At 35.1% G+C, this 26,629-nt stretch carries 24 protein-coding genes; 7 read left to right on the top strand and 17 right to left on the bottom strand.

The genetic code is table 11. The features are described from left to right. Nucleotides 1–10: 10 nt before the first annotated feature. The 4 genes from fabI to gap form a co-directional block, all read right to left on the bottom strand. The gene (fabI, locus tag M0Q24_RS03550; protein WP_295047363.1) at nucleotides 11–832 is read right to left on the bottom strand and encodes an enoyl-ACP reductase FabI; all 822 of its coding nucleotides are present in this window, start codon (nucleotides 830–832) and stop codon (nucleotides 11–13) included. A gap of 128 nt (nucleotides 833–960) precedes the next feature. Beyond that, the gene (locus tag M0Q24_RS03555) at nucleotides 961–1,671 is read right to left on the bottom strand and encodes a triose-phosphate isomerase (protein ID WP_295047366.1); all 711 of its coding nucleotides are present in this window, start codon (nucleotides 1,669–1,671) and stop codon (nucleotides 961–963) included. Nucleotide 1,672: 1 nt separating this feature from the next. Continuing rightward, nucleotides 1,673–2,875 (bottom strand): phosphoglycerate kinase, encoded by a 1,203-nt coding sequence (locus M0Q24_RS03560; protein WP_295047369.1) that lies wholly within the window; start codon nucleotides 2,873–2,875, stop codon nucleotides 1,673–1,675. 7 nt (nucleotides 2,876–2,882) lie between these two features. After that, nucleotides 2,883–3,884 carry a type I glyceraldehyde-3-phosphate dehydrogenase gene (gene gap / locus M0Q24_RS03565; protein ID WP_295047372.1) on the bottom strand — a complete coding sequence of 334 codons (1,002 nt, stop codon included), beginning with the start codon at nucleotides 3,882–3,884 and terminating at the stop codon, nucleotides 2,883–2,885. 78 nt (nucleotides 3,885–3,962) lie between these two features. On the opposite strand from gap, the gene nadD reads away from it, so the two are divergent. Together nadD and rsfS are read left to right on the top strand one after the other, a co-directional pair. After that, complete coding sequence (gene nadD / locus M0Q24_RS03570) at nucleotides 3,963–4,511, top strand: nicotinate (nicotinamide) nucleotide adenylyltransferase (protein WP_295047375.1); 549 nt, start codon at nucleotides 3,963–3,965, stop codon at nucleotides 4,509–4,511. After that, nucleotides 4,496–4,831, top strand: coding sequence for a ribosome silencing factor (rsfS, locus tag M0Q24_RS03575; protein ID WP_295047377.1), 336 nt, complete (start codon nucleotides 4,496–4,498; stop codon nucleotides 4,829–4,831). Before nadD ends, rsfS begins: the two co-directional genes overlap by 16 nt. Before the next feature lie 48 nt (nucleotides 4,832–4,879). On the opposite strand, the gene mltF is transcribed toward rsfS, so the two are convergent. The 5 genes from mltF to M0Q24_RS03600 are packed head-to-tail and all read right to left on the bottom strand — an operon-like array spanning nucleotide 4,880 to nucleotide 10,658. Further along, nucleotides 4,880–6,304 (bottom strand): membrane-bound lytic murein transglycosylase MltF, encoded by a 1,425-nt coding sequence (mltF, locus tag M0Q24_RS03580; RefSeq protein ID WP_295047380.1) that lies wholly within the window; start codon nucleotides 6,302–6,304, stop codon nucleotides 4,880–4,882. Nucleotides 6,305–6,327: 23 nt separating this feature from the next. Then, a complete protein-coding gene (locus M0Q24_RS03585; protein ID WP_295047382.1) occupies nucleotides 6,328–7,602 on the bottom strand; it encodes an ArsS family sensor histidine kinase in 1,275 nt (424 codons plus the stop codon). Beyond that, a complete protein-coding gene (locus M0Q24_RS03590; RefSeq protein ID WP_295047385.1) occupies nucleotides 7,599–8,261 on the bottom strand; it encodes a response regulator transcription factor in 663 nt (220 codons plus the stop codon). Before M0Q24_RS03590 ends, M0Q24_RS03585 begins: the two co-directional genes overlap by 4 nt. A 34-nt stretch (nucleotides 8,262–8,295) precedes the next feature. Then, on the bottom strand, nucleotides 8,296–10,434 hold the full coding sequence (gene feoB, locus M0Q24_RS03595; protein ID WP_295047387.1) for a ferrous iron transport protein B: 2,139 nt from the start codon (nucleotides 10,432–10,434) through the stop codon (nucleotides 8,296–8,298). Next, nucleotides 10,431–10,658: a FeoA family protein gene (locus M0Q24_RS03600; RefSeq protein WP_295047390.1), complete on the bottom strand. Its 228-nt coding sequence runs from the start codon at nucleotides 10,656–10,658 to the stop codon at nucleotides 10,431–10,433. The genes feoB and M0Q24_RS03600 overlap by 4 nt, the downstream gene beginning before the upstream one ends. Nucleotides 10,659–10,833: 175 nt before the next feature. Between M0Q24_RS03600 and M0Q24_RS03605 the strand changes: the two genes are divergently transcribed. Further along, nucleotides 10,834–11,391, top strand: a complete 558-nt coding sequence (locus M0Q24_RS03605) for a CDP-alcohol phosphatidyltransferase family protein (RefSeq protein WP_295047393.1) — start codon at nucleotides 10,834–10,836, stop codon at nucleotides 11,389–11,391. A gap of 221 nt (nucleotides 11,392–11,612) precedes the next feature. On the opposite strand, the gene M0Q24_RS03610 is transcribed toward M0Q24_RS03605, so the two are convergent. Together M0Q24_RS03610 and M0Q24_RS03615 are read right to left on the bottom strand one after the other, a co-directional pair. Beyond that, nucleotides 11,613–12,002: a DoxX family protein gene (locus M0Q24_RS03610; protein ID WP_295047396.1), complete on the bottom strand. Its 390-nt coding sequence runs from the start codon at nucleotides 12,000–12,002 to the stop codon at nucleotides 11,613–11,615. Between the two features lies 1 nt (nucleotide 12,003). Further along, nucleotides 12,004–12,198, bottom strand: coding sequence for a hypothetical protein (locus M0Q24_RS03615; protein WP_295047399.1), 195 nt, complete (start codon nucleotides 12,196–12,198; stop codon nucleotides 12,004–12,006). 46 nt (nucleotides 12,199–12,244) lie between these two features. Here M0Q24_RS03615 and M0Q24_RS03620 point away from each other — a divergent pair, with 46 nt between their 5' ends. Next, on the top strand, nucleotides 12,245–12,931 hold the full coding sequence (locus M0Q24_RS03620; RefSeq protein WP_295047402.1) for a response regulator: 687 nt from the start codon (nucleotides 12,245–12,247) through the stop codon (nucleotides 12,929–12,931). A gap of 103 nt (nucleotides 12,932–13,034) precedes the next feature. On the opposite strand, the gene M0Q24_RS03625 is transcribed toward M0Q24_RS03620, so the two are convergent. The 6 genes from M0Q24_RS03625 to rmuC are packed head-to-tail and all read right to left on the bottom strand — an operon-like array spanning nucleotide 13,035 to nucleotide 21,754. Beyond that, nucleotides 13,035–16,100, bottom strand: coding sequence for a CusA/CzcA family heavy metal efflux RND transporter (locus tag M0Q24_RS03625; protein WP_295047405.1), 3,066 nt, complete (start codon nucleotides 16,098–16,100; stop codon nucleotides 13,035–13,037). Beyond that, nucleotides 16,093–17,151, bottom strand: a complete 1,059-nt coding sequence (locus M0Q24_RS03630; protein ID WP_295047408.1) for an efflux RND transporter periplasmic adaptor subunit — start codon at nucleotides 17,149–17,151, stop codon at nucleotides 16,093–16,095. Before M0Q24_RS03630 ends, M0Q24_RS03625 begins: the two co-directional genes overlap by 8 nt. Next, complete coding sequence (locus tag M0Q24_RS03635) at nucleotides 17,148–18,323, bottom strand: TolC family protein (RefSeq protein WP_295047412.1); 1,176 nt, start codon at nucleotides 18,321–18,323, stop codon at nucleotides 17,148–17,150. The genes M0Q24_RS03630 and M0Q24_RS03635 overlap by 4 nt, the downstream gene beginning before the upstream one ends. 39 nt (nucleotides 18,324–18,362) lie before the next feature. Then, complete coding sequence (locus M0Q24_RS03640; RefSeq protein ID WP_295047414.1) at nucleotides 18,363–18,662, bottom strand: hypothetical protein; 300 nt, start codon at nucleotides 18,660–18,662, stop codon at nucleotides 18,363–18,365. Nucleotides 18,663–18,713: 51 nt separating this feature from the next. Continuing rightward, entirely contained in the window at nucleotides 18,714–20,567 is a 1,854-nt protein-coding gene (locus M0Q24_RS03645; RefSeq protein ID WP_295047417.1) for a cache domain-containing protein, read from the bottom strand. A 2-nt stretch (nucleotides 20,568–20,569) separates the two neighbouring features. Next, a complete protein-coding gene (gene rmuC, locus M0Q24_RS03650; RefSeq protein WP_295047420.1) occupies nucleotides 20,570–21,754 on the bottom strand; it encodes a DNA recombination protein RmuC in 1,185 nt (394 codons plus the stop codon). 100 nt (nucleotides 21,755–21,854) lie between these two features. Between rmuC and M0Q24_RS03655 the strand changes: the two genes are divergently transcribed. From M0Q24_RS03655 to M0Q24_RS03665, 3 genes are all read left to right on the top strand, one after another. After that, a complete protein-coding gene (locus M0Q24_RS03655; protein ID WP_295047423.1) occupies nucleotides 21,855–24,038 on the top strand; it encodes a bacteriohemerythrin in 2,184 nt (727 codons plus the stop codon). Nucleotides 24,039–24,219: 181 nt separating this feature from the next. Next, complete coding sequence (locus tag M0Q24_RS03660; protein WP_295047426.1) at nucleotides 24,220–25,758, top strand: DEAD/DEAH box helicase; 1,539 nt, start codon at nucleotides 24,220–24,222, stop codon at nucleotides 25,756–25,758. Between the two features lie 294 nt (nucleotides 25,759–26,052). After that, on the top strand, nucleotides 26,053–26,424 hold the full coding sequence (locus tag M0Q24_RS03665; protein ID WP_295047429.1) for an HIT family protein: 372 nt from the start codon (nucleotides 26,053–26,055) through the stop codon (nucleotides 26,422–26,424). Nucleotides 26,425–26,629 lie beyond the last annotated feature (205 nt).

Below are 26,629 nucleotides of genomic sequence, written 5' to 3' on the forward strand. Positions count from 1 at the left end.
GATTTTTTAATTATTTACGACTATCCCAAGAAAAAACAGTTTTACCATCTTCATTAGTCTCAGCCGCAGCCATTCCCATGATGTTGTATCCACTATCAACATAGTGAACTTCACCAGTTACACCAGATGCAAGGTCGCTAAGTAGATACATAGCAGAGTTTCCAACTTGTGAGGTTGTAACATTTTTCTTTAGAGGTGAATTTGTCTCATTCCAATTTAAAATCTGTTTAAAGTCGCCTATCCCTGCAGCTGCTAGTGTTCTTATTGGTCCTGCTGAGATCGCATTTACTCTTTGACCCTTTTTACCTAGATCTACCGCCATATATCTTACACTTGATTCAAGTGCAGCTTTAGCAACTCCCATTACATTGTAGTTTACTATATATTTTGGACCACCTAAATATGAAAGAGTAAGTATTGATGCATCATCAGCCAAAACACTCTCTAAGCGGTTTGTTAAGTCAATAAATGAATATACAGAGACATCCATAGCAATTTGAAATGCTTTTTTAGAAGTCTTTATAAAAGGCTCACTCAATGCTTCTTTTGGTGCAAATGCAACAGAATGAACTAAAAAGTCAATCTTTCCAAAGTCTTCTTCAACTAACGCTGCAATCCCTGCCATATGCTCTTCATTTGAGACATCAAGCTCATAAACTTTATCGCTTCCGAACTCTTTTGCAATTGGTTCAACTCTCTTTTTGAGTGCATCATTCAAGTAAGTAAAAGCCATCTCAGCACCTTGGTCATGACAAGCTTTTGCTATTCCATAAGCTATTGATTTATTATTTGCAAGACCTACGATTAGACCTTTTTTACCCTTCATTATCATTCTATTATTTCCTTATTTTTATTTTTATTTTTTATCTCTTCTCTCGTTCCACCTCTCTCGAGGTGGAATGCATACCAAATGCAACTTCATCAGTACATCACACCTAAAGAGAGGTGCGACGAAGAAACCTAACTCTTCTCTATCTCTTGCGCAATTTCACACATCTTGCAAAAATCTTCTGCAATGAGTGCTGCGCCACCTACTAAAATACCTTCAACATCATCTATGCCTAAAACTTCTTTGGCGTTACTTACCTTTACACTTCCACCATAAAGAAGTGGAGCTGATGATTTTTTCTTTAACTCTTTATGAATTGACTCTATATCTTCACTAGTTGGAGTAAGTCCTGTCCCAATTGCCCAAACTGGCTCATAAGCTATTATAAGGTTTTCATACTCTGTATCTATGCCCGCATACTGCTTCGAAATATATTGCATCATATTATCAAACCCTGTCTCTCTAACCTCAAGAGGCTCACCTACACAATAGACTATCTTAAACCCAAGATTTCTGTAGAAGTTAAACTTCTTCACTAGATCTTCTTGCGTCTCACCTAAAACGTGTCTTCTCTCACTATGACCAATGAGGATGGTTTTTATACCAAACTCATCAAGATGTATACTTCCTATCTCTCCAGTAAATGCGCCATTACTTGCTCCATAAGCATTTTGAGTGCCTATTGTTACCTTTCCATCATGAGTATTTAGTGAAGTTGGAGATGGAAACACCAAAACCTCTTGAGTAATACTTTTTTTACTCAAACACGACTCTAAACTCTTTAGATATTTTAATGTTTCTATTCTAGTCAAGTTTGTTTTTAAATTTGCAGCAATTATCATCTTAATCCTCTTCTTGAATTATCAAAGGTTCAACACCTGGGAGTATTTTTCCCTCTAAAAGTTCCAGTGATGCACCACCGCCAGTAGAGATAAAACTCATCTCATCATCTACTCCAACTCTTTGAACAAGATCCGCAGTATCTCCACCACCAACAATTGTAGTAGCATAACTATCTGCTACAAAATTAGCGATTTTACTAGAACCTCTTGCAAATTTTTCCATTTCATAAACACCCATCGGTCCATTCCAAAGAACAGTTTGCACATCAGCTAGACCCTCTCTATAGAGTCTTACAGTCGCAGGTCCAATATCAAGCCCCATCCAAGCATTTGGAATCTCTTGTGTGGTTACGATTTTACTAACTGCATCTTCTGAGAACTTATCAGCTGCTATAACATCTACAGGTAAGTAAAACTTAACACCTAGCTTTTTTGCCTTATCCATAATATGTCCAGCTTCTTCAAGTAGATCATCTTCTACTAAAGATGCACCTATGTTATAGCCCATCTTTTTTAAAAATGTAAACGCCATACCACCACCTATGAAAATCTTATCTACTTTTGGAAGTAAATTCATAAGAGCTTCTAGTTTTCCAGAAACTTTTGAGCCTCCAATTATCGCGGCAAATGGGCGAACTGGATTGTTTATAAGTTTAGAAAAAAATGTTATCTCTTTTTGTAGTAAAAATCCGGCAGCTTTGTGATTATTATCAAAAAAGTGCGTTATTCCCTCAACTGAGGAGTGCGCTCTGTGACTAACTCCAAAAGCGTCATTTATATAAAACTCTGCGAGTGATGCTAGTTTTTTTGAAAATTCTTTATCATTTTTAGTTTCATCCTCTTCAAAACGAAGATTTTCTAACAACAAGACTTCAGAAGGCTTAAGAGAAGATGCTTTAGCTAGAGCATCTTTACCTATGACATCTTTAGCCATTTTCACATCTCTTTTTAGAAGATGCTGAATCCTTCTTGCCACTGGAATTAAAGAGTATTTTTCATCTACCTTACCCCTTGGACGACCAAAATGAGATGCTAAAATAACCGCACATTCTTGATCAAGACAATAATTTATAGTCGATAGTGCTGAGCGAATTCTTCTATCATCAGAAATATTTCCAAACTCATCCATTGGTACATTAAAGTCACATCTTATAAAAACTTTTTTACCAGTTAAATCTAATTTTTTTATGCTTAATAATTCCATATAATTCCTATTTGCTAATGTAGAGAGCCATATCAAGAAGTCTCGTAGAATATCCCCACTCATTATCATACCACGCCATTACTTTTATCATATCGCCTGCTATAACCTGAGTTAAGTCCTCTGCAACTATCGAGCTGTAAGCACATCCAACAAAATCTTGAGATACTCTCATGTCTTTATCAATGAGCAAAAGCCCCTTTAGTTTAGTCGCTGCCATCTCGTTAAGTAGAGCATTAACCTCTTCTACACTTGTTTTTTTTCTAACTACTACATTTAAGTCAACCATAGATACATCAGGAGTTGGAACGCGAACACTTTGACCATGAAGTTTTCCAATAAGCTCTGGAAGAACTAAACCAATAGCCTTTGCAGCTCCTGTTTTTGTTGGTATCATGTTGATAGCCCCTGCACGTGAGCGACGTTTGTCTGTTTTATGCTTTGCGTCTAAAATATTTTGATCATTTGTATATGAGTGAATGGTTGTCATAAGACCCTTTTCAATCCCAAAAGCATCGTTTAGAGTTTTTGCAATAGGTCCTAGGCAGTTTGTTGTACATGATGCATTAGATACTATTTTTTGCCCAGTGTAAAGATGCTCATTGACTCCCATAACAAAAGTAGCAGTATCTTGATCTGCTGATGGAGCTGAAAAGAGCACTTTTTTAATCCCCTTATCTATATGAACACTTCCACTCTCTTGAGTTAAAAAAAAGCCTGTACACTCTAAAACTATATCAGCACCATATTTGACAAAGTCAAGTTTTTTAGGGTCACTCTCATTAAAAATTTTAATATTTTTTCCATCTATGTTAATAGTGTTTTCATCTACTTGAACTACCTCACTTTTAAATGCTCCATGAACTGAGTCATATTTTAGTAGGTAAAGCATCATATCTATTGTAGCCATATCATTTATCGCTACAATTTCAACATCACTTCTATTGGCTGCTATGCGAGTCACACAACGACCAATCCTACCAAATCCGTTTATTGCTATCTTTAGCGCCATATATATTTCCTAAAATTAAAAAAATTGAATTATTTTATCCAAAATTAGCTATAATTCGCTTTAAATTTGGACTAGCCTATGGAAACTATCGCACTTTATGGTGGCTCTTTTGACCCGCCTCACATCGCTCACGAGGCTCTAGTTAAAGCTCTCTTAGAGATAAAAGAGATTGACAAAGTTATAGTGATGCCGACATATCTAAACCCTTTTAAATCAAATTTCTTTGCACCATCAGAGTTAAGGCTAAAATGGTTAAGAGAAATTTTTAGTGAGGTTAAAGAAGTAGAAGTAAGTGACTATGAAGTTAGGCAAAACAAAAAAGTTCCAAGTATACAAAGTGTAAAGCATTTACTAAAGAGATTTAAGAAGATATACTTAGTCATAGGTGCGGACAACCTTACATCGCTACATAAGTGGGAGGGTTTTGATGAACTAAACAATTTAGTTACATTTATAGTAGCCCAAAGAGATAGAGTCGATATACCTGATGGTTATATAAGTCTCAACATAGATATAAATATCTCATCAACTATGTTAAGAGAAGATTTAGACAGAACAAAACTGCCATCAAAATGTGCAGATGAGATAATAAAATTTTACCAAGGAAACAAATGCAATCAAGAATAGAAACAATAGTAAACTCACTAGATAAAAACAAAGCAGAGTCTATAGAGGTCTTTGATCTAAGAGATAAAAACTACTTTGTAGAGTATGCAATCATTGCTTCATCACTAGGAGCAAAACACACAAGTGCTCTTTTAAACCACATAAAAACTGATCTAAAACCAGTTGAAAATTTTGTTCATGTTGATGAGAGTACAGACTGGGTCGTAATAGATCTAAGCGATATACTGATCCACATTATGACACCAGAATACAGAGTAAAGTATGACATGGAGAGCTTTTTAACTTCACTCTCTACTGGTAAAGAAGGCGATGCACTATAGCAAGTAAAGTAAAAGGAAGAACTTCCTTTTATTTCGCTTACTCAGTTTTTACTCTTTTGCTTCTTTATCTTCTTCATTTATATTTTGTAAAATATCTTTATAATCATAAATAGAATCAACATATCTAACAGGTTCACTTCCTCTAGCATAGCCATGTTTTAGAGTTTTATAGTATTTTTTTTGGGATAAAAGAGGTAAAACTTTTTTAAGATCACTCCAGATATTTTTGTTAAGCCCCATTTTAACAGCAAGAGTTTGTGCATCTACAATATGTCCCATTCCTACATTATATGCAGCTAATGCAAATTTTAAGCGGTTCTCTCCCTCTACTTCATCTGGAACATATTTTAGCATCTGATTTAAATGCCTAGTGCCCCCTTTGATGCTCTGCTCTGGATCAAGACGATTTTTAACACCTAGAAGTTTTGCTGTTTTTAGTGTTAACATCATTAAACCACGAACTCCTGTAAAGCTCTTCGCTTTAGGGTTCCAATGTGATTCTTGATAAGACTGTGCGGCTAAGAGTCTCCAAGGGATTCCATACATCTCTGCATACTTTACAAAGTACTTTTTATAAGTTGGAAGTCTTGATTTGACTCGTTTGTAAAACATTGTGTTGTCATAATAGTCAAAGAAAAGTACATAACTATAGTAGTGATCTTTTAGTTGAGCTAGTTTACCACTTTGATTAAAATTATTAAACCATGAGTACATATCAGCTTCAAGTTTTTTAGAGTTTGGTGCAAGTACCCATGCCAACTGTTCTCTTCCACTTATAATAAATGCTGATTCAATCTGAGACATATACCTTTGATTTAATGCATATATATTTGAATCTGCAACCGTACAATCTATCTCATGAGATGCAACCATCTCCAATAACTCTTCAGTTGATAACTCAGTATCAAATGTTGCATTTATATCAAAACCATCCGCTTGTAGTGAACGCAACGTCTCACTATAACTTGTCTCCTCTCCAACTTTTATACTTAGTCCTGCTAACTCTTCTATACTTCGTGGAAAATTTCCACTTATAATCATCCCTCGGTTGCAAACAACCTGCTCTTGTACTTCAAAGTATGATGGTCCAAAGTTAAACTTTTTTTCTCTCTCTTTTGTTTTGGCTAAGGATGCAGAGGTTATATGGACATGAGGTAGTTTTGAGAGTCTAATAGCATCTTTAATAGTGTTTGCAGTTATAATATTTAGCTTTACACCTAGATGCGCGGCATAAGCACTAAGCAAGTCATATTCAAAACCTTGTGCTCCTTCTACGCCTATATAATAGGTTGATGGTGCATTTAATAAAACAACATTTAGTTTTTTAGTTTTTTTGATCTCATCTAAAACAGTGGGTTTTTGTATTCTTTTTCCTGGCTCATAAGCTGAGTTACTCAGCCAGCCAAAAACAAAAAAACTCAAGGCAAAAACAACTGTTAAAAAAGCTCTTATATTTTTATCTAATTTACTCATCCTATTAGTTTACATACGCAAGCTTACGCAAAGATAAAGCGATTAACGCCATCTTCATACTCGTGTGCTAAAACCTTGTCATGAACTTTTAGGATTGAATCGACAAGATAAAGACCTAAACCAAAACTATTTTTAGCTGGATTGTCTTTTGTAAATGGCTCAATATAATATTGCAAAGGGTGTCCTATACACTCACCTCTGCTCTCAAAGCACAATTCATTATTTTTTATAACTATCTTAACATGAGAATCTGTGGAATATTTAATCCCATTATCTATCATGTTTTTTATAGCTGTGGTGTAGAGTCTATAGTTCGCTTGTAGTTTAACACTTGCATCAACATCTATGCTCACACACTCTCTATCTGCCATTGCCATATCTATTGCACCATCTATAATATCTACAAGTCTATACTCTTTAAAATTATTCTTATCGTTGATGCTTGTGACCTCTTCTATGAGTGCAAACTCCTCAACTAAAGATTCTAATCTTCCAAAAATAGAAGTAAATCTATCTATCTCTTTTTTAGTACCAAGCATCTGAGTAGCGATAGTCCCCTTTGCAATAGGAGTCTTTAGTTCATGCATAATATTTCTTAAAAAAAGAGTTCTAGCTTCTAGTAGGCTATTTATCTTCTCTCTTGTGGATTCTAGCTCGTTAGAAACAAGTGCTATCTCATCACTTCCTGTAGTTTTAAAAGAGATGTTCATATCTCCATTTCCAAAAAGTGCTATCTTTCTTCTAAGTCTTATAAGTGGTCTTAATCTTTGTAGTATCAACATAAATGAGATAGATATTATTAAAATAATAGTTAGGTAGGAGTAAGCAATAGAGTAGTAAGTAAATGGTTTTAACTCCTCATCTTGAATGAGTACACTTCCCAAAGGCGACTCTATATAGAAGTGTATTCTTTTTGCATATTCTAACATCGAGATTCTAAAGTCCCGAGTTACTTTTTGAGTATATAGCCCTTTATTATTAAGCATAATAGCTTCATCAACTCTTGTAAAATTCCTCTGTTTCAATATAGTTGCGTGTTTTGTGATTCTTTTTTTTGCATTTTCATCTTTTTCTAAAACAAACTTATAGACTGCTAAGTTTGCTTCAAGCATGATTTGTGAAGTATTTTTTTGAAGGTATTCACGATAGATTTGGTTTATGGTTTCATGTTTTGTAAAGATCTGCTCTATATACTGACTTTTATTTAATTTGTAAAATTCCAAAAAAACTGCACTAACACTAAAAAGTGTAACAGTTAGTGCAAAGAGTACAGTTAATAAAACAGCGTGTTTTTTCACTTGAGTAGTTTGTATCCAACGCCACGAACTGACTCTATAAGAGTTTTATCGCCTAATTTATTTCTGATTCTACCCACCATTACATCTATACTTTTGTTTGATGAGTCTTCATTGATTGCATTTACATTATGTATGAGATCTTCTCTTGATACTACAAGTCCTTGCTTTGCTATCATATATGCAAGGATTCCAAACTCTGCGTTTGTTAGATCTATGTTTCTGCCTTTATAAGTTATCATCATAGAAGAGAGATCACATCTAAAATCACTCTTTGATTCTTCTTTTGCTTCTGATTTTGCAGCATATCTTCTTAAAACTGAGTGGATTCTAGCTTCAAGTTCTCTTGGATCATATGGTTTTGGTAAGTAATCATCCGCACCAAGTTCTAGAGCTTTTACCTTATCTGTAACATCACTTCTAGCTGATGAAATAATGATAGGAATATCTTGTCTCTCACGAATCGCCTCACAAACCTCAAGTCCATCCATGCCAGGAAGAGTAAGATCTAGTATAACTAAGTCAAACTTCTCTAACTTTAGTATGCTAACTGCTTTAAATGGGTCATCTTCTGTAATAACCTCAAAATCAAACTGCTCTAGATATTCAGTTAAAATCTCTGCTAATTCTAAGTCGTCTTCAATCATTAATATTTTTTTCATGGTGCAATTTTATCCTATTTAAACTAATGAATCATTACGAGAACAATAAAGCGACATTATACGCTACAAATGCTAGTGAATAAGCTAGTACTGAAGTAAAAGCAAAAAGATAAAAGAAGTACTTTATCCCACCAGCTTCGCGAGTAAAGACTATAGAAGCCGCCAAACATGGAAGATATATCATGATAACAACTATAAAGGCAACTGCGGATGCAAAAGATATGTTTTTGCTTATGGCGTTTACTAAGGTGCTACTCTCTTCATCTACCTCATCGCCTAGTGCATAAAGAACTCCCAAAGTTGAAACTACTACTTCTTTAGCAGCAAGACCGGTTTGAAGTGCAACGCTCATTCTCCAGTCAAAACCAAGAGGTGCAAAAAGAGGCTCAGAAAACTTTCCTATTGTTCCCAAATAACTCTGTTCTAAATGCTTAACTCCAAGTTCATTTGTTAGCTCATTTTTCTTCTCTTGCGTAGAAGCAAGCTCTATCTTAGAGGAAAACTCTTTTTCGAGTTCTAAGTTATGCGGATAGTTACTTAAAAACCAAATAAGCATAGATGCAGCTGCTATAAAAGTACCTGCTTTTTTAAGATACATCATAGTCTTTGTTAAAACCGTATGCCATATAAGTTTAACTGATGGAAGTCTATACTTTGGCATCTCCATAACAAAGGGTTCATCAGCCCCTTTAAATGCAGTTAGTTTTAAAATCTTTGCAGCTATTAATCCAATAAACGCACCACCAATATAGATAGCAAATAAAACATTTCCAGCCATCTCAGCTGAGAAAAATGCACCTGCAAACAGAACATAAACAGGAAGCCTAGCTCCACAACTCATAAAACCTATGATAAAAAGAGTTAAAAGTCTATCTCTATCATTTTTAAGTATCCTAGCACTCATATAAGCAGGGATAGAACATCCAAAACCAGTAACTAGAGGGATAAAAGATTGCCCATGAAGTCCAAACTTATGAAAAAATCCATCTAGTAAAAAAGCGACTCTTGACATATAACCTGTACTCTCTAAGAGCGCGATCCCGATAAAGAGTATGATGATATTTGGAACAAATAAAACAACAGCACCCACACCAGCTATAACACCATCTACTATAAGTGAGCGAATATCTTCATTTGCTATAGTTGCGCCTATGGTATCACCAAGCCATCCAAAAAAGGCTTCTATCCACTCCATAGGAATAGATCCTATTTCAAAAGTAAGCTGAAAAAGCCCCCACATAAAAAACAGAAATATTGGGATACCAAAGAATGGATGAATTAAGATATTATCTATCTTTTGGGTAATGGTTTCTTTCTCTTGAACTGTTGATGCTTTTACAACTTCTGTGATGATACCTTTGTTAAAAGCAGCATATTCTTCTGCAAAAGCTTCTTTAATATCATCACTATCATGATGTAATTCTATATGTTTTGTTGCATCTATAAGGATTGGCTGAAGTTCTGTCCAGATTGGATCATCATGAAGTCTTGCATAAGTTTTTTTATTATTTTTTAAAAGATTTATAGCTATGTTTCTATATGAGTTTGGAGCCTCGTGTTTATGCTTTTGTAAGTAAGCAACTATCTTTGAGATCTCTTCTTCAACCGCTTCACTAAAGATAAGTTTTGATTCTTGTTTGGCTTGTGATCCAACTTTTACAATTGCATCCAAAAGATCTTCTATACCCTCTTTTGTAACTGCGGAAGTCTTTATACAAGGGATGCCAAGAAGTTCAGACATATAGACTTCATCTATTTCTATACCCTCTTTTTTAGCTTCATCACTCATGTTTAGTGCTATAACTATATCTTTATTCATACTCATAAGCTCAGAAGTGAGTTGCAGGTTTTTCTCTAAGTTTGTAGAGTCTACTACATTTATAATAAGGTCATATCCACCACCACTAAGGTATTTATGAGTGACCCTTTCTTCTATAGAGTAGTCAGTAAATGCGTAAGTTCCAGGTAGATCAACCACTGTAAAGTGATAACCTTTATAATCAAACAAAACTTCAGTTTTATCTACTGTAACGCCAGAGAAATTTCCCACATGAAGATGTGCATTTGATACAGAGTTTATAAGCATACTCTTACCAACATTTGGTTGCCCTACAAGTGCTACTTTAATGTGATTTGCTATTACTGGACAAGCATTTCCTTCTTCCTTAATCATAGTGCTTTTACCTCTATAAGTTCGGCTTCTTGTCCTCTTAGAGCTAATGTCATTTTTCCAACCTTTACTACTATAGTAGATTTGCCAGGTGCAGACTCTATCATCTCAATAATAGCTTCTTTCATGATCCCTAAAGATATAAATCGTTGTTTTAAATCTTTTGGAGCATGAAGCTTTAAAACTCTAACTTTTTGGTTTTTTTGGCAATCTTTTAATGTTTTCATACATAATCTTATTTTAAATTTTCTATTGTCGTAAGGATAGTCTTATTTAATTTAAAAGCATCTTAATAATGATAAATGTTATCAATAAAGCCTTGTGCTTTTTTATAGGCAAAACAATTTGATTAAAAGTATTTTAAGAGATATAATTACACCAAAATTTAGCTCAAGGCTTTTTATGAAATTTCTCTACAACCCAGGTTCTCACTTCAACCTTGCAAACCTTTTTACCTTTGTAAATATCACTGCCGGTCTTCTTGCTACTTACTTTATCACTCAAAACAATTTTGTTTTAGCCATCATTTTAGCATGGATTGGCGGTGCTTTTGATATTTTTGATGGCAAGATCGCAAGAAAGTTTAAACTCTCAAATGAGTTTGGAGTGCAGTTAGATAGCTTTGCAGACTTTTTAACCTTTGTACTTGTTCCTGTCTTTTTGATTTTTCAAGCTGTTTATGCAACTTCACTCTCAGGATTTTCACTTCTTGTTGCTTCAGTTATAAGCATCTACTATGTAATAAGCGGTCTAAGACGACTAGTGCACTTTAACCTACACACAGATGCAGGCGAGGTAAGCAAGTATTTTACAGGCGTGCCAACTCCACTAGGTGCGATTTTTTTATGGTTGGCATATTTAACTCATGCTTATGATATTTTACCAACTATGGTTGTAGTGGTTTTGATGGCGATTGTGGGGTGGAGTTTAAATTCTACTATAAAAGTTAGACATCCGTAAAAATTGGCAAGTTTTTCGGAAGTGGAACTTCTAGGAAGGCTAATCCGTCTCTCGTTCCCATGCTCCGCGTCTCTCTCTCGTCCCCATGCTCCGCGTGGGAATGCATATCACTTGCCACTCTCTCGTTTCCATGCTCCGCGTGGGAGTTTATATAAATACTAAACCCAAATATATATGAATTCCCACGCAGAGCGTGGGAACTAGCTAAAAAGTCCTCAAAATTACTTAGAGTTTAAAGAATACCTACCAGATCCGAGAAAAAACACACCTAGAGATAAAACAAGATATAAAAATGGAAGCTCCATCACAGGTGCTCCGTGTTTTCCTAGGGCTAAAAAAGCTCCGCCATAAGCTAAAAATATAGCAAAAATCATTGTAAAAGCCACCCCAACAGATGCTACCCTTGCATAAAGCCCTAAGATTATAAATATAGGTAGTATTACCTCACCTACATAGACTCCATAGGCGAAAAACTCTGGTAATCCTGCTTTTGTAACTAAGTGCTTAACTCCGCCTATTCCATTTCTAATCTTATCAACTCCGTGAAAGAGCATCATAATCCCAAGGCTCAGTCTTATAATGAGTTTTGCTACATCTATATTTTGAAACATTTTATTCCTTTTTCTCTTTTTTAAATCTACAAGTTCCAACACTAATTATTTTGCCGTTTTTTATAGACTCTTTAACATACAAAAGCGTACCTTGTGGATCTGCATCTCCGATCTCTTCTTCTATGATGCGAAGCAGATCTTTCTCATTTGTTGTTGTCCATGTTTTTTCATAGTTATATTGTGTTTGTATATTCATAAGTAGTATAATAGCCTAAAATCTATTTATCGCACAAAGGCTTTGAATGAAAAATATGCTAAAAAACTTCACTATTTTGTATGTAGAAGATGATGAGATGGTAAGAGCTAGTGCGGTTGAGTATCTTAGCCGCGAGGCAAAAGAGGTTTTAGAAGCAAAAGATGGTAAAGATGCTATAAAAGTTTGGAGAGAACACAAGCCCGATATCATCATCTCAGACATTAGCATGCCACGACTAAACGGCATCGATATGGCGAGCTACATTAGATCTCACGACAAAGATGTTCAAATCATCATAGCAACTGCCCATTCAGACACAGAGTACTTACTAAGGGCAGTAGAACTTCAACTTGTAAAGTACATCATAAAGCCCATAACAAAAGAAAAACTCATAGTTGCATTAGAGAGATCTATAGAACTCATAAATGATAAAAGCAAGTTTAGCTTAGCACTCTCAAAAAATACAAAATACAACGCTTTTGAAAAAGTGATCTACGAGGATGATAAAGAGGTAAAACTAACAAAAAATGAAACTCTTTTTTTAGATCTCTTAGCACATCACCACACTAGAGTTGTAAAATATGAAGAGATAGAGAGTGCCATCTGGCCATACGATGGAATGAGCCAAGATGCCATTCGCTCTCTTGTAAGGGGGCTTAGAAAAAAAGTACCTCACAACTCCATAGAAAACGTCTCGGGAAGTGGTTATAAACTTCACATCTACAGTAAATAAATTTGTCTTAACTAGTTCCAATGCTCCGCGTTGGAACTCGTATATATTCTTGAGTCTTACACATATATAGGCTCCCATGCGGAGCATGGGAGCCAGAGAAATCCTATCCTCTCTTTGCTACAAACTTATGATACAAAATCGGTAAAAGAACTAGAGTTAAAAAGGTTGATGAGACTAAACCGTTTATGATAACTATAGCTAGAGGTTTTTGTATCTCAGATCCTGGTCCCGTTGCAAAAAGCATCGGTATAAGAGCTAGAGCTGCGATAGATGCTGTCATTAAAACTGGTCTAAGTCTTCTTAGTGCTCCTTGAATGACTAACTCTTTAGAATCCTCTATAGTCCCTTTAAGTTTGTTGAAATACTCCAACATCACAACCCCATTTAAGACCGCGATTCCCATAAGTGCAATAAAGCCAACACTAGCTGGCACACTCATATATTCACCTGTATAATAAAGCCCAAAGACTCCGCCAATAAGTGCAAATGGTATATTTAAGAGTATTAAAAATGCTTGCAGAGATGACTTGAATGTCAGAAGAAGCAAGATAAAAACCATAACAATACTTAGAGGCACTATGATAGATAGTCTCTTAGATGCTCTTTGTTGGTTTTGATATTCACCCGCATACTCTATAAAATAACCTTGTGGAAGTTCAAGCTTTTCATCTACCATAGAGCTAAGTTCATCCACAAAACCAACTAGATCTCGCCCTACTACATTGGTTTGTACAAGAGACTTTCTCATGGAGTTTTCATGATCGATCTGTACTGGACCTTGTGTCATTTTAAACTCGACTAGCTCATTTATCTCAATACTCTCTCCACTAGGCAGTACATATTGCAGATTTCTATTTTTGCTCATACTTGTTTGAAGAGTTTTATCTCCCTTTATCATCAAAGGAATGCGTCTTAGATCTTCTTGAACTATCCCCACTTCAATCCCATCAACACTAGCCTTTAAGTAGTTTGAGAGTTCATCTTTGTTTACACCATGTCTAGCCATCGCTTCATCTCTATAATCAAGCTCCCAGTAAGCGACTCCCTCGTTTGCTTTTTTGTAAACATCGCTACTTCCCTCTATGGACTCAGCAATAACAGCTACTTCTTTTGCTATCTCTTCAAGTTTTTCGGTATCGCCTCCATAGATATTTACAACTATATCTCCACGAGATCCACTTAGCATCTCAGACACTCGCATAGCAATAGGTTGTGTAAAACTATACTCAATCCCCACAAACTCATCTAAGACTCTTCTAAACTCATCAAGTAGCCACTCATTTGACGCTACTCTCCACTCAGCCTTTGGTTTTAAAACCAAAAATGTATCTGTATCGTTTAAGCCCATTGGATCTAGCCCTATCTCATCACTTCCACCACGAGCTACTATAGATAGTATCTCTGGAACTTCTCGCATTAGAGCTGTTTGGATCTTAAGATCTATATCACGACTTGCTTCAAGTGATATAGATGGATTTTTCTCTATTCCAATGATCACATTTCCCTCATCAAGTGTTGGCATAAATGTCTTTCCCACTCCGAGATATGCAACAACTGCAACTATCCATAAAACTCCTACTATAGCAAAGATGCTCTTTTGATGAGAGAGTGAAAATCTTAGGATCTTCTCATACCACTTCTCTAAAAACACCATCAAAGCCACTTGTTTGCCAGACTCTTTTTTTAGTACATAAAAGCTTACAACTGGTATAAAAGTAAGTGCTAAAATCAGTGAAGAAGTTAGTGCAAAAACGATGCTTAGAGCGACTGGAACAAAGAGTTTACCTTCCAATCCCTCTAACGTTAAAAGTGGTAAAAAAACTATTATTATGATGAGTATCCCAGTAAAAACTGGAGTTGCAACCTCTTTTGCAGAGATCAAAACCACACTTAGTTTTGACTCATCTTTGTACTTCTCATCTTGCAGGTGTTCTGCAATGTTTTCAACCATCACAACCCCAGCATCTACGAGCATTCCAATGGCAATTGCAAGCCCTCCAAGACTCATAAGGTTTGCACTGATCCCAAAGTAACTCATGGCAACAAAGGTCATCATAGCGGCAAATGGCAAGATAACCGCCACACTAAAAGCAGAGGCAAAACTTCCTAAAAAAAGGTACAAAACTATCATGATAAGCGCCATAGCTTCAAGCAGTGCTTTTGTAACTGTATTTATCGCTTTTGAGACTAGATCTGAGCGGTCATAAAAGATATTTATAGTTGTGCCTTTTGGCAGATCTTTTTCTATATTTTTAAGCTCATCTTTTACTCTCTTTAAAACTCCCGAAGTATCAACGCCTTTTCTTGAGAGGATTAAGCCTTGAACTGCTTCTTCTTTTCCATCTTTTGTGACAAAACCGCCTCTGGTAAGAGATCCAATCCTAACCTCAGCAATATCAGAGACTCGAATATCTCTAGCATCTATATTTTTGATGATGAGTCTTGAGATATCTCCAAGGTTTTTTAGTCTTCCCTCAGTCCTTATAAAGAGACTCTGCTCACCTATAGAGAGTCTTCCAACTCCCTCATTTTTGTTGTTTGCTCTTATTGCACTCTCTAGATCTCCCATTGTGATCTTGTGAAGTTTCATCTTAGCAAAATAAGGGACTATCTCATAAGTCTTAACATATCCGCCCAGAGCATTTGTATCTGCCACTCCATCAATAGAGCGGATTTTTTTGTTTATGACCCAGTCAAGAAGTGTCCGCTTCTCCATGAGATCTAGTGTATCAGACTCTATAGTAAACATCAAAACTTCACCAAGCGGTGTAGTGATGGGAGCGAGTCCACCTGTAACATTCTCAGGAAGCAGATCTTTTACTTCGCTGAGTCTTTGTGCTACTTGCTGTCTCGCCCAGTAGATATCAACCCCATCTTCAAAGTCAATAGTTATGTCACAAAGTCCATACTTTGCAAGTGAGCGAACTATCATCTGATTTGGTATGCTTTGTAAGTTTTGCTCCACTGGAATCATCACACGAGACTCCATCTCAGCTGGTGTCATGCCAGATGATTTTAATATGATCTTCACCTGAGTTGGAGCTACATCAGGATAGGCATCTACTGGTAGTTTTAGCATCGAAGATGCTCCAAAAAACAAAACTCCAAATGCAACTAATACAACTAAAAACCTTTGCGAAAGTGCAAAACTAATGAGTCGTTCACTCACTCTGATACTCCAATGCACTAAGAAGTGCGGAGGTAGAACTAACCGCCACTTCATCTTCTTCACTTAGATCTGCTTCAACTATATAAGTTTGTGCATCTTCTTTGAGTATCAAAACACTCAAAGCCTCATATCCTTTTGGGATCTTCTTAAAGATTATAGGCTTGTTTTGCTCATAAACCAAAGCACTTTTTTCAACCGTAAATGCGTTTTCTAAGCTCTTTTTTATCTTTGCGAAATAGACTCTATTTAGCATCACATCTTTTGCATCTTCTATAACTGCTCTGATTTTTACAGATTGAGTCTCTTCATTTGCAATGTTTGAGATCGCAACTATCTTAGCACTCTTGCTCTCAAAGTAGCATCTATCTCCTAGATCTATATTTTTTGCAACAGCGATAGGAATGTTTAGCTCCAAATATCTCTTTGAATCTGCATAGATTCTCATCATAGCTCTATTTGATTCTACTTTTTGCCCAACATTTACAGCTATGGCATCTACTAAACCATCTTTTGGTGCTAAGATATTTATAAACTCAACAAGCGTGTGAGTCTCTCTAACTCTCTTTAGTAAAGCATCATCAAATCCACTCATAAGAAGTTCACTCTCACTAAGTTTTACTCTTAGCTGGGAGTTTAATTTCTCTTTTTTTGAGATAAGTAGAGTTTTTTGTGAGATGATTCCCTCGCTAAATAGTTTCTCATCTCTTTGGTAACTCTTTTGTGCATTATCGCTCTCTATAAGAGCATTTATATACTCTTTTTGAAGCTTTAAAAGCTCACTACTTCTTAAAGAAAGAAGCTTCTGTGATTTTTTTACAGACTCTAATGATTTGACAAAAATATCTATCACAACCGAATCAACTGCTAGTCCAATAGAGATAATATCTTTTGCATCTAAGCTTACTTTTGCGTTATATGCACCAAACTCTATAGTTGTTGCTTTTTTTAGTTTTGTGGTTTTGATACCAAGTTCACTCTCTTGCTTTTGGCTCATCTCTATTGTTGCAAAAAGAGTTAAAAAGCCAAGTGTTAAAAGTGTTAATATTTTCATAGTTTTTCCCTCATGTCAGCTATTTTATAAAGCTCAAATAGTTCATTGTAGTACTCTTTTTTAATTTCTTGTAGCTCTAGTGTTATCTTTGAGTATGAACGCGTTGCATCTAAATATTCTAAAACACTACTATGTCCCTCTTTTAGAGACTTCTTTGCTAGATCTTTTAACTCCAAACTCATTGGCAAGATCTCCTCATCTAAAACAATGAGCTCTTCATAAAGAGTCTTTAGTCTCTGGCTAGATCCTTCAATTTGGCTCTGAATCTCTCTTATTAATGCATCCTTTTTAGCCACAAGTGAAGCATCCTTATACAGTAACTCAGCTCTTTGTGTTTGGGCTTTTGAGCTTAAAAAGTCTAAAGGAAGACTCACTCCAAATGTATAACGCTCTGTATCTAGCTCTTTTTCATAAAGCAGCTCGTAGCCGATGGAACTAAAGCTAGAGTTATAAACATTGTAAGAAGACTTTGTTGCACTTTGCTCGTAAGAGATCTCTTTTATAAGAGCATGATCTTGGACTTGTTTTAGTTCTATTGTTTTTGTGATTTTCGCCAAATCATTACACTCTAGATCTGTGATCTCAAGATTATCAATCGCCTCGTTAAGGCTTGATAGATCTGTCATATAAGCTCTTTTGTAAGTTGTAACACTTCGCTTTGTAGTTGCTAGATCTAACTTATTAAAGAGTAGCTCTTTTTTTGAGATCTCACCAAGAACGTAGGCTCTTTGTAACTTTAAAAAGCCTTCATTTTGTTCATCGTATAGTCTTTGTAATGACTTACTCATATCTTTTGAGATACAAGCTTGATGATATGTTTTTGCTATATCAAGACTCAACATATCAAGGGTGTGAGACACACCTAGCTCTATGGCTTTAGTCTTTGCATCTACTGTTTTACTTTTATTTGCAAAGGGATGGTTTAGCTCTTGAGAGATGCCAACTGCATACTCTTCTCCTTTATCACCAGTCTCATCTGCATGAGATATACTAAGCCCTAAGTATGGTGCATCGTAAGTGTTTAGAAGTTTTGTTTGAGCTATCTCTGATTTTGATTGCTCTTTTATTGATATTACTCTTTTGCTCATACTTGCAGCTTCTAAGATCTCGCTTAGATTTTGCCCAAAGAGAGCTGTAGATATAAAAAGTGGTAAAAATAGTTTTATTTTCATAGTTTGACCTTTGTTTAAAATTTTGTTTTTAAAAAAAATCTATGAGAGTGGAGGTCTTTGTGGAACTGGATTTACATTTGAACTTAGGCTGTATGTGATGCTACAAGGTGCTACATCTAAGAGTTTAACATCTTTAGTTGATGCTTCTTCGAGATTAAAAGTAAAGATATTATGGATGGATTCATGGATCTTATCTTGCATATCTGCTTTGTCAAAAGCTTTATAGCTAAGCTCATAAATGGCATCTTGATTTACATCTTCTACAACATAATCATGCACGACAAAAAAAGCAAATGTTAAAAGCAACAGAGTTAAAACTTTATTTCTAATCTTTTTCATAATGCATGCATTCTACATAAATTTCTATTACAAGAGTGTTAAGATATAAAACTATATCTCAATCCTAAAACAAGCTCCATCTTCATGGTTATGAACACTCAAACTTCCACCCAAATGCTCTTCTATAATCATCTTTGACATGTATAATCCTAGTCCCGTTCCGTTATGTTTATCTTTTGTAGAAAAGTATGGCTCAAAGATCTTCTCTTTTATAGCCTCCTCAACTCCTCCAGCATTATCACAAACTTCAACTATGAGTCTCTCTTTTTGACATCTTGTTTTGATGATAATTTTAGGATTTTTTATCTCTTTATCCACCAAAATATCTTTTGCATTTTTGATAAGATTTAGCATAACTTGAATAAACTCATTTTTATATATATGAGTCAGATCTCGTCCTTGTGCATCTAGTTCAATCTCTACACCACTAAGTTCTAAGGACTTTTGCATTAAAGCCACACTTGTATTTACCACATCGCTAACAAGCACAAACTCTTTTGATTTATCTGGTCTAAAGTAGTTTCTAAAGTCATCTATAGTTACAGACATAAACTCTAAGATACTATTTGCCTCAACTAACTTATCATCAAGATACTCTTTTGTTAACTCTTTATACTCATAAGCAGAACCGATGTTCATAAACAAGTATGACATCTGATTTAGTGGTTGTCTCCATTGATGAGCTATCATACTTAACATATCTCCCATTTCTGCCATTTTTGACTGCTGGATTAGCATCTTATCTTTTTGTCTTTGATCTCTGAGTCCATCAACGACTCTTTGTTCTAGCGATTCATTTAGACTCTCTAATTCATCAGCTCTTACTTGGACTTCATCTTGATACTCTAAAAATATACGGTTAATTTTTCTTGAGAGAAGTAACGAAAGAACAACTACAAAGATAACAATAGCCGCTGATGCACTTAGTATAAATTCTAACTCATTATCTAATATCTGCTCTAATTGATTTTGTTTTTCTAACTCTTTTTTACTCATCTTAGATGTCTCAAAACCATAAACTAAGTGCCAATCAAGTGGCTCATAATACTTAGAATAGTAGTAAAAATCATCTAGCGTATCTTTATACCATTTTGGCTCTTTTGAGAGGTTTTTAGATATAAGTTCAAGTGAATTATCTCCTAAAAATGATGACATTTTTTTAGATATAAATATAGGATCTTTAGATTCATATAAACCCATAAAATCTGCTCTATCCATAGGTATACTCTTAAGCATCTCTAAAAGTTCAAACTTTAGAGCATCTCTTTGTCTCTCAACATTTATTGATGATCCTATGTAGTAATTATGAATATTTAGGTTTTTAACATAAGTTATATAGCTTTGGCCTTTTTCATAAAAATCACTCTCTATAAATCCCTCTTGATTTTTTCTAACCTTTTGGATCTCTTCTAATATAACAGCTCTATGATTTGCATCTTCATAAGCTATAATATTTTTTTGAGGTAAGTTTAGACTTCTAGAAAGAATATTTTCTCCTGTGAAACTCGTAAGAAAAACTGGGTTTTTGCTTGTATTAAATGCCATCTGAGAATCTATTACTCTCTGTTTTATCTCTTTTGTAAATCTTTTACTATTGTACTTCTCATATATATATCTTGCACTATCATAAGCGAGATCTACACTCTGTTTTAACTCTATTTTTATGCCATCAACTAAACGGTTGTTCTTATAATCAAAAAGAAGGTTTAACTGATCAACCCAGATCTCACTCTTTGCTTTTTTAGACTCTATATGCTCAGCTATTGAGATCTCTTTTACCTTTTTAAAGTAGGCATTAACTTTTTCTATATAAAAGGTAGTTATAAAAAAACTAGCCGTTAAAACTAAGGCTAATGGCACTAGTACTATAAGGTACGAGATTACTCTTTTTTCATTTATTTTCATTTTTACTCTTCACTTATTATGCTTAATTCTTTTTTTGGCTTCAAACCTAACTCTACAAGATTCTCAGCTCGCTTTATGATATTTCCTTTACCACTCTTTAATCTCTTCATAGAGATATCATAAGAGTCTTGAGCTTTTACTAGATGCTCTTTAACCTTTAGCATCTCATCTACAAACAACACAAGTTTTTCATACATTGCCTCAGCTTCACTCACTATCTTTTGGGCGTGATCTTCTTGATTTTTAGTCCGCCAAATATGCTCAATGGTTCTAAGTGTCACTAAAAGAGTAGATGGTGAGACTACTAAGATATTACTATCATAAGCTCGCTTAAAAAACTCTCCATCTCCATCTAAAGCCAAGTGAAAAGCTCCCTCTATTGGCATAAATAAAAGTGTGAAGTCGAGTGTGTTTACACCTTCAAGTGCGTCATATTTTTTAGCACTTAACTCTTTTATATGTGTATTTATTGAGCTTAAATGTTCCCTAAGTGCAAGACTTTTTAACTTCTCATCACTCTCTTTTATAAACCTCTCATAAGCTACAAGAGAGACTTTAGAGTCTATGATAATATCTCTTTTTTGTGGCATATGAATGACTACGTCTGGACGATAACTCCTGCCCTCATCAGATTTTAGACTCACTTGTGTTTTATACTCTATTCCTTCTCTTAAACCTGATTCTTCTAAGATTCTAGCTAAGATTATTTCACCCCAGTTTCCTTGAGTCTTATTCTCACCCTTTAGTGCACTTGTAAGATTTAGTGCATCTTGTGAGAGTTGTGCGTTCATCTCTTTTAATCTTACTAACTCATCTTTTAAAAGATGTCTCTCTTTTGTCTCATAAGTAAACTGCTCTTTTGATTGGTTTGAGAAGTTTGCTATCTGTTCACGAAATGGACGAAGTAACATCTCAAAATGCTCTTTATGAGTATGATTAAAGCTCTTTGATTTTGTCTCAAAGATCTCATTTGCTAAGAGTCTAAACTCTTTTGAGAGTTCTTCTTTTGCACTTTGGAGCATCTCTATCTTTTCATAATGAGATTTTATATTTTCGTCATACTTGTTATTTAAGATTGCATATCTCATTCTCAAGTCATTTTTAGCTTGAAGAGTTGAGATATAAAGATATAGCAATACGACTATTATAACACCACAAATAAGCAACAGGGCTAAATATAGATCCATCTTAAAATCCTAAATTTCAATTGAGTAAATTATACAGTATTTGTATTTGTATTGTCTCATTACAAGGCAAAATGTCATTTTTTATGCTAAAATCATTTTTATGATCAAATGGCATGAAGGTCTAAGTCTTGGCGTAAAATCCATTGATGATGACCATAAACAACTCCTAAATATTATCAACAGACTCTCAGATGCTATAAGAGATGGCAATGCTCAAGAGATTATAGATAAGACCTTTCAAGACCTAGAGAAGTATGTTATAGAGCATTTTCACAGAGAAGAGCTTCTACTAGCAAAATGTAACTGCTTACATATAAAAGAACATATCGCTCAACATAGAGAGTTTGCTAAAAAAGTCCCTGAATTAAAAGCTAAACTAGCCAATGCAAAAAACAGTGCTATGGCACAAGAAGTAAGCTACTTTCTAACAGACTGGCTTTTTAACCACATCATAGAAGAAGATATCCCAACTATTGGTCTTTTTGAAAAATGTGGACTTACAGAACAAAAAAAGAATAAAAAAAAGAATTTTATTTCACAAATAACAAAAAAAACTATAGAAAATTTTAGCTTTACAAAGAGAATCTTTCTCTCAGCCATCATTCCTCTACTTGGAATGCTACTTTTTGGGACTATTATACTTTTTAACAACCTTACAACATATATAAATATGAAAAAAACATCTTCTATCACGAAAATAGTATCAAATGTAGACAGAGTTGTTCACGATATGCAGATAGAAAGAGGTTTAAGTAGTGGGGATATCACTTGTATAGATGGTAAATTTAAAGACTCTCTAAAAGAACAAAGACATACTCTTGATATCTCAGCAAAAAAATTTTTAGAAGAAGTTAATTTAGCAAGTATCAAGCGTATTGACGTGATACAGCCATATATAAAAACATTCCAGATGGATCATTCATCACTAAAAGAGCTTAGAGATAAGATAGATGCAAAAACCATTACTCAAGCCGAGGCGATAAAGTCTTATACAAAAATTATAAAAAACATACTAAATATCACTCCAAAAATAGCCTTTTTAAACTACGATAGAGAGATCTCTTCTAACATTACTACTCTCTCTTCCTTACAACATCTAAAAGAATCTTTAGGAAAACAAAGAGCTTATGCAACAATGCTTATAGAAAACAAAGATGGTTTACTTGAAGAATTTATAGACTTTGCAACCCTAGAAGGAACTCAAGAGGCTTTTTTTGAAACATTTAAACAGAGTGCATCTAAGTCACAAAAAAATGCTTACAATTCTATAATGATTTCAGATATAGCAAAAAAAGTAGATGAATATAAAGAGAGTATTTATTTAAGAAAATTTGACTCTCTTAACTCACAAGTCTGGTTTGATTCCATGACAGATCTGATAGATGAGATAAAAATTTTTGAAGATAGCCTTCTGTTTAAAATAGACTCTTTAGTAGATGCGAGCATAGACGATTCTGTAATTCATCTTCTTTTATGGTTATCTTTTGCTACGACAATCTTAATAGTTACACTCTCTATGCTATACACTTTTAGAACAAGTACAAAATACCAGATCCATCAACTCACAGATGCCATGAAAGATTTAGCTAAAGGAGGAAGATCCCTTAGACTCTCTCCTATAAATATAAACAGAGATGAGTTGGCTTTTATGTACGATGCATATGAGACAACTAGGCAAAAACTTCTAAAAGGCGATATATACACCCAACTATATCTAAGCAAAAAAGAGTTAGAGATCCAAACTCATCAAAAACAAAATGTTGAGCTTCAAGAGATGGCGTATATAGATCCACTTACAGGAGCGATAAATCGTCGTAAATTTGATGAATTATCCCAAGAAGAGCTTGAGCGTTCAAATCGATACAAGAGTGAGTTGAGTTTTTTGATGTTAGACATAGATCATTTTAAGAACATAAACGATACCTATGGACATGACGCTGGAGATGAAGTTCTTAAACACTTCTCCGCTATATGCCTAAAGATGGCAAGAAGCTTAGATATCGTTGCTAGAGTTGGCGGTGAAGAGTTTGTAGTAATGTTAAGAGAGACTGATTCAAAGGGTGCTTTTATATTTGCTGAGAGATTTCGCCAAGAGATCTTTGATTCTGAATTAAATATTGATGGAAATATTATAAAATATAGCGTAAGTATAGGAATATCATCAAGAAAAGAAGATGACAAAGATGTACGCTCAATCCTCCAAAGAGCAGACAAAGCACTCTATGAGGCTAAAAATGCTGGAAGAAACCGCAGTGTTGTCTACTCCAATGCTGCAAAAAATTAATTTTTCGAGAGATTCAAAATATTTTTAGACCTTTTTACACAATACAAGCTTAAACTATCAAACATCTAATCAACTTCAAGCTAAATTTTGTTTAACTTGGATATAATCCGCCAAATAGTTTAAGGGGAAGGTGCTTTGCGTTTGGCAAAATTGTATCATCTCCTTAATTACAAGGATAATGATGCAAGAACATGCACAAACAGAACTAAACGTACCCGCAAAGGAGAACCTAATCACATTTGATGACTTAGGTTTAAACAAAGACATACTTAGAAGCGTAAAAGAAGCTGGTTTTACAGTACCAAGCCCTATCCAAGTCGCAGCAATCCCATTTATACTACAAGGTCGCGACATTGTTGGTCAAGCTCACACTGGAACAGGTAAAACTGCAGCCTTTGGACTTCCTGCACTAAACAACATAGATCCAAAAGCTGGAGTTGAGATACTAGTTATCACTCCAACAAGAGAACTTGCTACTCAAGTAAGTGATGAACTTTTCAAATACGGTAGAACAATAAATGCTAAAACTGTTACAGTTTATGGCGGAAGCTCATATAAACGTCAAATTGACCTAATAGAGAGAGGTGCAAGCGTAGTTGTTGCTACTCCAGGACGTCTCTTAGACATACTCAAGAAAAACCTAGTAAAAGATTTTACACCTAGCATAGTTGTTTTAGATGAAGCAGATGAGATGCTAGATATGGGATTTTTAGATGACATCAATGAGATATTCTCTTATCTTCCAACAAATCGTCAAACTCTACTATTCTCAGCAACAATGCCAAAGCCTATAAAGCTTCTAGCTCAGAGAATTCTAGACAACCCTGAGTTTATCTCTATCACTCAAGGTGAAACTACAAACACAGATATAGAACAACTTTATTATGTTATAGAAGAGTCTGAGAGAGATGATGCGATCATCCGTCTTATGGATTCAGAAGAGACTACAAAGTCAGTTGTATTTTGTAGAACAAAGAGCGAAGTTGATAGACTATCAAATGTTCTCTCAAACGCTGGTTACCTAGCAAATGGACTTCATGGAGATATGGAGCAACGTCAACGTGAGACTGTTATCAAGGGTTTTAAATCAAACTCTGTAAAAGTTCTAGTGGCAACCGATGTAGCTGCTCGTGGTATCCATGTTAACAACATCTCTCATGTTTTTAACTACCATATTCCTTTTGATCCAGAGTCTTATGTTCACCGTATTGGTAGAACTGGTCGTGCTGGAACTAAGGGTAAAGCTATCACACTTCTAACTCCACTAGAGTTTAAAGAGCTTCAACGCATCAAGCAAAAAGTTGGAACTTCAATGGCACATGCATATGTACCAAGTAAAACTGACTTAAGAAGCACTACTATTGACAATCTTGTTAAAAAAGTAGAAGATCATAAGATCTACGATGAAGCACATAAAGTTCTAGACAAACTTAGAGAAGATATAGATGAAGAGCAAATGGCTTATAAACTTATCTCTATGCTACTAGATCAACAAGATATTAAGGGACCAAACAGCATTGGTATCCCAGCTGATAAAATGGAAGCAATTCTTGCAAGAGCTTCTCAAAGAAATGACTCAAGAGGAAAAGGTGGTCGCTCAAGAGGCGGATCATTCCGTTCTAACAGCAGTCGTCCTGCAGGTCAATCAGATAGAAACCGTTCAGGTGGATATCGTGGTACTGCAAGTCGTGACAAAAACCGTTCAAGCAGAGCGAGATAAACTCCCAACTCGTCGTCCTAAACTCCCAACCCGTCACCCTGAACTTGATTCAGGGTCTCTTGAGGTTTTAAAAACATAATGAGATTGCGGGTCAAGCCCACAATGACGAAAATATCAAGCCCACAATGACGAAAATATCAAGCCCGTAATGACGAAAATATTAAGCCCGCAATGACGGAGTTGTTAAGCTCATAATTACGGAGATGTCAAGCAAATTACAGAAACATTATTCAAGTAACGAAAGCGTCAAACAATAGAGTATAATGCAAGCTTAAAAAATATATAGGACAACTAATGCAAAATATAATCTATGAAGACAAAGATATATACATACAACAAGAAGAAAGTCAAATCCCATGGCTAAAAATCTTTACAAAAGAACCATACAAAGAGTTAGGAGACTTGCCAAAAGAGTTAAGAGTAAGACTTTGGGATATATACGATATCGTAGAGGATGAAATGAAGAGTTACTACAAGCCTACAAAAATCAATATGGCTTCATTTGCAAATATGCTACCCAGAGTTCATATCCATGTAATGGCGAGATTTGAAGATGATTCACACTTTCCAAATCCTATGTGGGGAGAAAAGTTAAGAGAGGCAACTATAGAATTGCCTAACGAGAAAGAGTTTTTTAGGAGGCTTGAGAAAAAACTTAAGCTTTGATGAGATTGCGGGTCAAGCCCGCAATGACGGAAATATCAACTCGTCACCATAAGCACCAACTCATCGTCCTGAACTTCCCAACTCGTCACCCTGAACTTGATTCAGGGTCTCTTAGGTTTTGAAAAGTTCTATAAAGTTTAAGATTTCTCTCGTTCCATCCTCTCCTGAGGTGGAATGCAGATAAATAAAACAAATATAATAATGG

It is taken from the genome of Sulfurimonas sp. (genome assembly GCF_023228785.1).
GTDB lineage: Bacteria > Campylobacterota > Campylobacteria > Campylobacterales > Sulfurimonadaceae > Sulfurimonas.